This is a genomic window from Stenotrophomonas sp. YJH_SMC_16, assembly GCF_059367875.1.
In genome coordinates, this window is record NZ_JCAFRH010000009.1 from 161,015 (window position 1) to 168,116 (window position 7,102).

A 7,102-nucleotide genomic window follows, 5' to 3' on the forward strand; every position below is an offset into this window, starting at 1 on the left:
GAAGGTGTATGGCGTATGTCACGTTTGTGGCCGATCCTTTGCGAGGCAAGGGCTGGCGGGTCGCCGGTCCTGTTCAGGGTGGAAGTATGCCCGGGGAAGTATGTATAATTTGTGCATACTCTGGAGGGCCTACCGATGGAAGCCACTGTTGCAGAACGCGGACAGATCACCCTGCCCAAGGCGGTGCGTGATGCCCTCGGCCTGACCAAGGGCACGCTGCTGAAGGTCGAGCTGGACGGCAGCCGCATCATCCTGCGCAAGAGTGTTGACGATGCCATTTCACGGGCGCGCGGCAAGTTCGCGCTGGACGGCTTCGAGTCGTCCGATGCGGCAGTACGCGCGGTGCGCGACGAGGAATAAGCCGTGATGATCGCCGTCGATTCACCGGTACTGGTCGAGCTGCTCAGCAATGGCCCGCAGGCCGATGCCGTGGAAGCCATCCTCCGGCAGAGCCTGGTCGGCGGCCGCGTGGTGGTCTGCGGCGCGACCCTGGCCGAGGTCTGCGCATCGCTGCGCGGCGGCGCCGAGGTGCTCGAAGCGCTGGAAGAAATGGGCGTGCACTTCAACCCGATGGAAGCCAAGTCGGCGTTGCGCGCCGGCGAGATGCACCGTCGCCACCGCCAGCGCAGCGGCAGCCGCCGCAGCCTGGACGAATTCATGGTCGGCGCCCACGCACTGTTGCAGTGCGATGGCCTGATCACCTGGAACGACACGTTTTACCGCGACTACTTCAAGGGCCTGAAGCTGATCGTGCCGCACGCCTGAGCCCACTTTGTTATTTCAACCTACGCATTACCCGGGAGTTGTCATGTTGGAAGCCTACCGCCACCACGTCGCCGAGCGCGCTGCGCTTGGCATCCCGCCGCTGCCGCTGAGCGCGCAGCAGACGGCCGATGTCATCGAACTGCTGAAGAACCCGCCGCAGGGCGAGGCCGAGTTCCTGCTCGACCTGCTGACCCACCGCGTGCCGGCCGGCGTCGATGACGCCGCCAAGGTCAAGGCCTCGTACCTGGCCGCGATCGCGCTGGGCAGCGAGCAGAACCCGCTGATCAGCCGCGAGCGCGCCACCGAACTGCTGGGCACCATGCTCGGCGGTTACAACGTCGCTCCGCTGGTGCAGCTGCTGGACGACGCCAGCGTCGGCACCATCGCCGCCAACGGCCTGAAGAAGACCCTGCTGGTGTTCGACGCCTTCCACGACGTGCAGGAAAAGGCCAAGGCCGGCAACGCCAACGCCCAGGCCGTGCTGCAGAGCTGGGCCGATGCCGAGTGGTTCACTGGCAACCCGGAAGTGCCGCAGAGCCTGACCGTCACCGTGTTCAAGGTGCCGGGCGAGACCAACACCGACGACCTGTCGCCGGCGCCGGACGCGACCACCCGCCCGGACATCCCGATGCACGCCCTGGCGATGCTGAAGAACAAGCGCGACGACGCGCCGTTCACCCCGGAAGAAGACGGCAAGCGCGGCCCGATCCAGCAGATCCTGTCGCTGAAGGACAAGGGCCACCTGGTTGCCTACGTCGGCGACGTGGTCGGCACCGGCTCCTCGCGCAAGTCGGCCACCAACAGCGTGCTGTGGTGGACCGGCGATGACATTCCGTACATCCCGAACAAGCGCGCCGGTGGCGTGTGCCTGGGCGGCAAGATCGCGCCGATCTTCTACAACACCATGGAAGATGCCGGTGCGCTGCCGATCGAGCTGGACGTGTCGAAGATGGAGCACGGCGATGTGGTCGAGCTGCGTCCGTACGAAGGCAAGGCGCTGAAGAACGGCGAAGTGATCGCTGAGTTCCAGGTCAAGTCCGACGTGCTGTTCGACGAAGTGCGTGCCGGTGGCCGCATCCCGCTGATCATCGGCCGTGGCCTGACCGGCAAGGCGCGCGAAGCGCTGGGCCTGGCCCCGACCGACCTGTTCCGCCTGCCGGTGCAGCCGGCCGACACCGGCAAGGGCTTCTCGCTGGCGCAGAAGATGGTCGGCCGCGCCTGTGGCCTGCCGGAAGGCCAGGGCATGCGCCCGGGCACGTACTGCGAACCGAAGATGACCTCGGTCGGCTCGCAGGACACCACCGGCCCGATGACCCGCGACGAGCTGAAGGACCTGGCGTGCCTGGGCTTCTCGGCCGACCTGGTGATGCAGTCGTTCTGCCACACCGCCGCCTACCCGAAGCCGGTGGACGTAAAGACCCACCACACCCTGCCGGAGTTCATTTCCACCCGTGGCGGCGTTTCGCTGCGTCCGGGCGACGGCGTGATCCACAGCTGGCTCAACCGCATGCTGCTGCCGGATACCGTCGGCACCGGTGGTGACTCGCACACCCGTTTCCCGGTGGGCATTTCGTTCCCGGCCGGTTCGGGCCTGGTCGCCTTCGCCGCGGCCACCGGCGTGATGCCGCTGGACATGCCGGAGTCGGTGCTGGTGCGCTTCAAGGGCAAGATGCAGCCGGGCGTGACCCTGCGTGATCTGGTCAACGCGATCCCGCTGTACGCGATCAAGTCCGGCCTGCTGACCGTGGCCAAGGCTGGCAAGAAGAACATCTTCTCCGGCCGTATCCTGGAAATCGAAGGCCTGCCGGAGCTGAAGGTCGAGCAGGCGTTCGAACTGTCCGACGCCTCGGCCGAGCGTTCGGCCGCCGGTTGCTCGGTGCGCCTGAACAAGGAACCGATCATCGAGTACCTGACCAGCAACATCACGCTGCTGAAGTGGATGATTGCCGAGGGTTACCAGGATCCGCGTTCGTTGCAGCGCCGTATCGAGAAGATGGAAGCGTGGCTGGCCAACCCGCAGCTGCTGGAGCCGGATGCGGACGCCGAATACGCTGCCGTCATCGAGATCGACCTGGCCGACATCCACGAGCCGATCGTGGCCTGCCCGAACGATCCGGACGACGTGAAGACCCTGTCCGAAGTCGCTGGCGCCAAGATCGACGAAGTGTTCATCGGTTCGTGCATGACCAACATCGGTCACTTCCGTGCCGCTGCGAAGCTGCTGGAAGGCAAGCGTGACCTGCCGACCCGCCTGTGGGTGGCCCCGCCGACCAAGATGGATGCCTCGGAGCTGACCAAGGAAGGCGTGTACGGCACCTTCGGTGCCACCGGCGCACGCATGGAAATGCCGGGCTGCTCGCTGTGCATGGGCAACCAGGCGCAGATCCGCGAAGGCTCCACCGCGATGTCGACCTCGACCCGCAACTTCCCGAACCGCCTGGGCCGCAACACCAACGTGTACCTGGGTTCGGCGGAACTGGCCGCGATCTGCTCGCGCCTGGGCCGCATCCCGACCAAGGAAGAGTACATGGCCGATGTGGGCGTGATCGCCGCCAGCGGCGCGGAAATCTACCGCTACATGAACTTCGACCAGATCGAGGAATACCAGGACGTGGCCAAGACGGTCGCTGCTTGATGAGGTAACGAAAAACCTCCGGCTCGCGCCGGGGGTTTTTTTGTGCGCCGACGATGCACGGTAGTGCCGGCCGCTGGCCGGCCTCCCGTTGAAACGAAGAACCCCCGGTGAAAGCCGGGGGTTTTTGTCTGCTGCATCCGCTATTGCACGGTCCAGTCTGCGTTGCCCTGCAACCGACGGCCGCCGATCAGCACGTTGCCGCGCTTACCGGAGACATCCATCTCGAACCAGGGCAGTCCATCACGGTCAAGTGGACGCACGTAGGCCTGGCGCTTTGCACGGTTGAATTCGATGTAGTAGCGGCGATGCACGTTGGGGTACGGCGGGATCGACGCGCCTTTCCAGCTGACGCTTACCGCGCCGGGGTCTTCGCGACCCACCAGCATCAGCATGAAGAACACATCACCCTGCTTGGCCTCGAAGTAGAACAGATCGCCACTGGCGCTGGCGGGTGCCAGTGGCAATGAAAGCAGTACGGCCGCCAGGGCGGCCTTCCATATGCCTTTGATCATGTGCAGCATTCCTTGTGCAATACCGCTATCAAAGCACACATGCGGGTAACGCGTTGAAACGAAGAACCCCGATGAAAACCGGCGCCTTTTTCTGTTGCCTGATGGCCTGTAGCGCCGAGTCCATGCTTGGCTGCTGTTCGTGCGATGCGCGCTGAGTCGAGCGTGGCTCGACTCTACACCGGCATCCACGCATGGCGTGGATCTACCGCTCGCGGAGTCCTTGGGCCGCGGCGCGCAATCAGCCGCGGGCGAGGGCGAGCAGACGTTCGGCAATCCGCTCCAGCGGCACCTGTTCCTCGGCGGCGCCAAGCTTGAACGCTGCACCGGGCATGCCCCAGACCACACTGGTGGCCTCGTCCTGCACCAGTGTCGGCGCGCCGGCCTGGCGCATCTCCAGCAGGCCGCGTGCGCCGTCATCGCCCATCCCGGTGAGTATGGCACCGATGGCGTTGCTGCCGGCGTTCTGCGCGACCGAACGGAACAGCACGTCCACCGCGGGCTTGTGCCGGTTCACTGCCGGGCCGTCATCGACGCGGCAGCGCCAGCGCGCACCATCGCGGATGATGCGCAGGTGCTTGCCGCCGGGTGGGAGGTAGGCGTGGCCGGGCAGCACCGCTTCGCCGTCGCTGGCCTCGCGCACGGCCATCGCCGAGTGTCGGTCCAGGCGTTCGGCAAAGGCGCTGCTGAAGCTGGCCGGCAGGTGCTGGGTCATCACCACGGCGGGCGCGTCGGCGGGCATGCCTTCCAGCACCACGCGCAGCGCTTCGGTGCCACCGGCTGACGAGCCGATCGCGATCAGGCGATCGGTGGTACGGAACTGCGGTGAGGCGGGGCGCATCGAGGGGGCTGCGTCCAGCATGAGTTTCGGGACTGCAGCGCGCACCAGCGGGCGCACCCGCGAGCGCGCCGCCATCTTGACCTTGGCGATGATCTCGTCGGCGTAGCCCTGCAGGCCGCGGGCCACGTCCAGCTTGGGCTTGGAAACGAAATCCACGGCGCCCAGCGCCAGTGCCTGCAGCGTGGTGTCGGCGCCTCGCTCGGTCAGCGAGGAGATCATCACCACCGGCAGCGGATGCAGGCGCATCAGGTTTTCCAGGAACGCCAGCCCGTCCATGCGCGGCATTTCCACGTCCAGGGTGATCACGTCCGGGGCCAGGCGCTTGATCTTCTCGCGCGCCAGCAGCGGGTCGGCGGCGGTGCCGACCACGTCGATGGCCGGATCGCTGGACAGGATTTCCGTGAGCATCTGCCGCACGACGGCGGAGTCGTCGACGATCAGGACCCGGCAGGGGGCGTTGCCGGTCAAGGTCATTCGAACAGCTCCACGCCGCCGGTGACAGGGGCCTTGGACAGGCGTGCACGCACCGCCGATTCGGTCGCGGCCACCTCGGCTTCATGGGCGTGCGGCAGGCGCTGCACCACCACGCGGCCGGTATCGGCGAAGAACCAGATCTTGCGCGGATGGATGCCGCACAGGTCCTCGGCGATGATCGGAATATGCTCGGCCTGCAGGTACTGGCGCACGAACTCGGCGTTGCGCGTGCCGACCGGATTGCTGGTGAAGCCCTTGAGCACGTTGGCGCCGCCGAACACCTTGGCTTCGATGCGCTTGCGGTGGGCGCCGCGCTTGAGCATGTCGTTGATCAGCAGTTCCATCGCATAGCTGCCGTAACGCGCGGGCGCGCCGTCACCGGCATTGCCCTCGGGCAGCAGGAAGTGGTTCATGCCGCCGATCTTCAGTACCGGGTCGCGCAGGCACGCGGCCACGCAGGAACCCAGCGTGGTGGTCAGCGCGGTGGTGTCGTCCACCACCAGGTACTGGGTCGGCAGCAGCTTGGCCGCGATGGTCTGGAAGCGCGCATCCTGGTAGCGCATCACATCGTCGGTACGCAGCGAGGCGTTCATGCGCCGGCCTTTGCCGCACGGCGATACAGCGTACGGCCGCAGGGCTGGATCAGGTCGGCGGCGTGCAGGTAGTTCTCCGAGTGTCCGGTGTAAAGCAGGCCGTCATCGGCCAGGTGCTGCACCAGGCGGCCGAGGATGGCACGCTGGGTCGGCTTGTCGAAATAGATCATCACATTGCGGCAGAACAGCGCGTCGAATGGTCCGCCGACGTCGTAGCGCGGGGCGAGCAGATTCAATGGGCGGAACTCGATCAGCTCGCGTAGTGCCGGCAGCACGCGGCACTGGCCCTCATTGGGGCCGCTGCCACGCTGGAAATAGCGCCGGCGCAGATCCGGGTCGAGATTGGTGACCCGGTCGATGTTGTAGACGCCACGGCCGGCGGTGGCCAGTACCTGGGTATCAACATCGGTCGCGACGATGCGCACCGGCGGCTTCAGCGTACCGAAGGCCTCACAGGCGGTGATCGCCATCGAATAGGGTTCTTCACCGGTGGACGCCGCGCATGACCACAGCAGCAGCGGCGTGCGGCTGGAGCGCTGCTGCAGTTCCTCGCGCAGCTTGTCGAAGTGGTGCGGCTCGCGGAAGAACGAGGTCAGGTTGGTGGTCAGGGCGTTGGTAAACGCCTGCCACTCGTCGCCGTCTTCCTGCTCCAGATGGTCCAGATACTGCTGGAAGCTGCGCATGCCCAGCGTGCGCAAGCGGCGCGACAGGCGGCCATAGACCATGTCGCGCTTTGCCGGTGCAAGGGCGATGCCCACGCGCTGGTAGATCAGGTCGCAGACGCGGCGGAAATCACGGTCGGCGAACTCGAATTCGCGCGGGCCGGTGACGATGGGAGTAGGACTTTGCACGGGGGACGTGTCCATCGGCAGAGGCGGCGGCCGAAGCCGCCGCGGGTGGGTCTCAGAATTCCTGCCAGTCGCTGTCGCTGGCGACGAAGGTGCTGGCGTTGCTGCCGGTGCGGCGGACCGGTGCCGGCGTTGGAACCGGCTGCGGGCGCGCCACGGCGGTGGCAACACGCACCGGTTCGACACGCGCGGCCACCGCCTTCATTGCGGCGGAGACCTGGTTGTCCAGGCGGAAGATCGCCACGGCGTCGGCCAGCTGGCCAGCCTGTTCTTCCATCGCGCGCGCGGCAGCGGTAGCTTCCTCCACCAGCGCGGCGTTCTGCTGGGTGGTCTCGTCCATCTGCACCACGGTCTGGTTGACCTGCTCAATGCCGGCCGACTGTTCCTGCGAAGCAGCGGAAATCTCGGCCATGATGTCGGTCACGCGCTGCACCGAG

7 protein-coding genes and 1 pseudogene are annotated in these 7,102 nt (G+C 66.3%); 3 read left to right on the forward strand and 5 right to left on the reverse strand.

All coding sequences use genetic code 11. The annotated features are described in order from the left end of the window. The first annotated feature begins 135 nt into the window (after positions 1-135). The 3 genes from AC5P6E_RS18160 to acnB are packed head-to-tail and all read left to right on the forward strand — an operon-like array spanning position 136 to position 3,400. Positions 136-360 carry an AbrB/MazE/SpoVT family DNA-binding domain-containing protein gene (locus AC5P6E_RS18160; RefSeq protein WP_005409505.1) on the forward strand — a complete coding sequence of 75 codons (225 nt, stop codon included), beginning with the start codon at positions 136-138 and terminating at the stop codon, positions 358-360. 6 nt (positions 361-366) lie between these two features. Further along, on the forward strand, positions 367-765 hold the full coding sequence (locus AC5P6E_RS18165; protein WP_010482492.1) for a type II toxin-antitoxin system VapC family toxin: 399 nt from the start codon (positions 367-369) through the stop codon (positions 763-765). Between the two features lie 43 nt (positions 766-808). Beyond that, positions 809-3,400, forward strand: a complete 2,592-nt coding sequence (gene acnB / locus AC5P6E_RS18170) for a bifunctional aconitate hydratase 2/2-methylisocitrate dehydratase (RefSeq protein WP_019338552.1) — start codon at positions 809-811, stop codon at positions 3,398-3,400. Positions 3,401-3,540: 140 nt separating this feature from the next. On the opposite strand, the gene AC5P6E_RS18175 is transcribed toward acnB, so the two are convergent. The 5 genes and pseudogenes from AC5P6E_RS18175 to AC5P6E_RS18195 all read right to left on the reverse strand — a co-directional run. Next, on the reverse strand, positions 3,541-3,912 hold the full coding sequence (locus AC5P6E_RS18175; RefSeq protein ID WP_043398942.1) for a hypothetical protein: 372 nt from the start codon (positions 3,910-3,912) through the stop codon (positions 3,541-3,543). Positions 3,913-4,150: 238 nt separating this feature from the next. After that, positions 4,151-5,224 (reverse strand): protein-glutamate methylesterase/protein-glutamine glutaminase, encoded by a 1,074-nt coding sequence (locus AC5P6E_RS18180; protein ID WP_019338554.1) that lies wholly within the window; start codon positions 5,222-5,224, stop codon positions 4,151-4,153. After that, positions 5,221-5,817: a chemoreceptor glutamine deamidase CheD gene (gene cheD, locus AC5P6E_RS18185; RefSeq protein WP_014037083.1), complete on the reverse strand. Its 597-nt coding sequence runs from the start codon at positions 5,815-5,817 to the stop codon at positions 5,221-5,223. The genes AC5P6E_RS18180 and cheD overlap by 4 nt, the downstream gene beginning before the upstream one ends. After that, a complete protein-coding gene (locus AC5P6E_RS18190) occupies positions 5,814-6,683 on the reverse strand; it encodes a CheR family methyltransferase (protein WP_019338555.1) in 870 nt (289 codons plus the stop codon). Before AC5P6E_RS18190 ends, cheD begins: the two co-directional genes overlap by 4 nt. A gap of 37 nt (positions 6,684-6,720) precedes the next feature. Continuing rightward, positions 6,721-7,102: pseudogene (locus AC5P6E_RS18195) on the reverse strand (methyl-accepting chemotaxis protein); the annotation flags it as partial.

Bases quoted from the DNA above. Each gene is read 5' to 3' on its own strand.
- acnB (WP_019338552.1), top strand. From the start codon at position 809: ATGTTGGAAGCCTACCGCCACCACGTCGCCGAGCGCGCTGCGCTTGGC.
- AC5P6E_RS18160 (WP_005409505.1), top strand. From the start codon at position 136: ATGGAAGCCACTGTTGCAGAACGCGGACAGATCACCCTGCCCAAGGCG.
- AC5P6E_RS18190 (WP_019338555.1), bottom strand. From the start codon at position 6,683: ATGGACACGTCCCCCGTGCAAAGTCCTACTCCCATCGTCACCGGCCCG.
- AC5P6E_RS18175 (WP_043398942.1), bottom strand. From the start codon at position 3,912: ATGATCAAAGGCATATGGAAGGCCGCCCTGGCGGCCGTACTGCTTTCA.
- AC5P6E_RS18180 (WP_019338554.1), bottom strand. From the start codon at position 5,224: ATGACCTTGACCGGCAACGCCCCCTGCCGGGTCCTGATCGTCGACGAC.
- cheD (WP_014037083.1), bottom strand. From the start codon at position 5,817: ATGAACGCCTCGCTGCGTACCGACGATGTGATGCGCTACCAGGATGCG.
- AC5P6E_RS18165 (WP_010482492.1), top strand. From the start codon at position 367: ATGATCGCCGTCGATTCACCGGTACTGGTCGAGCTGCTCAGCAATGGC.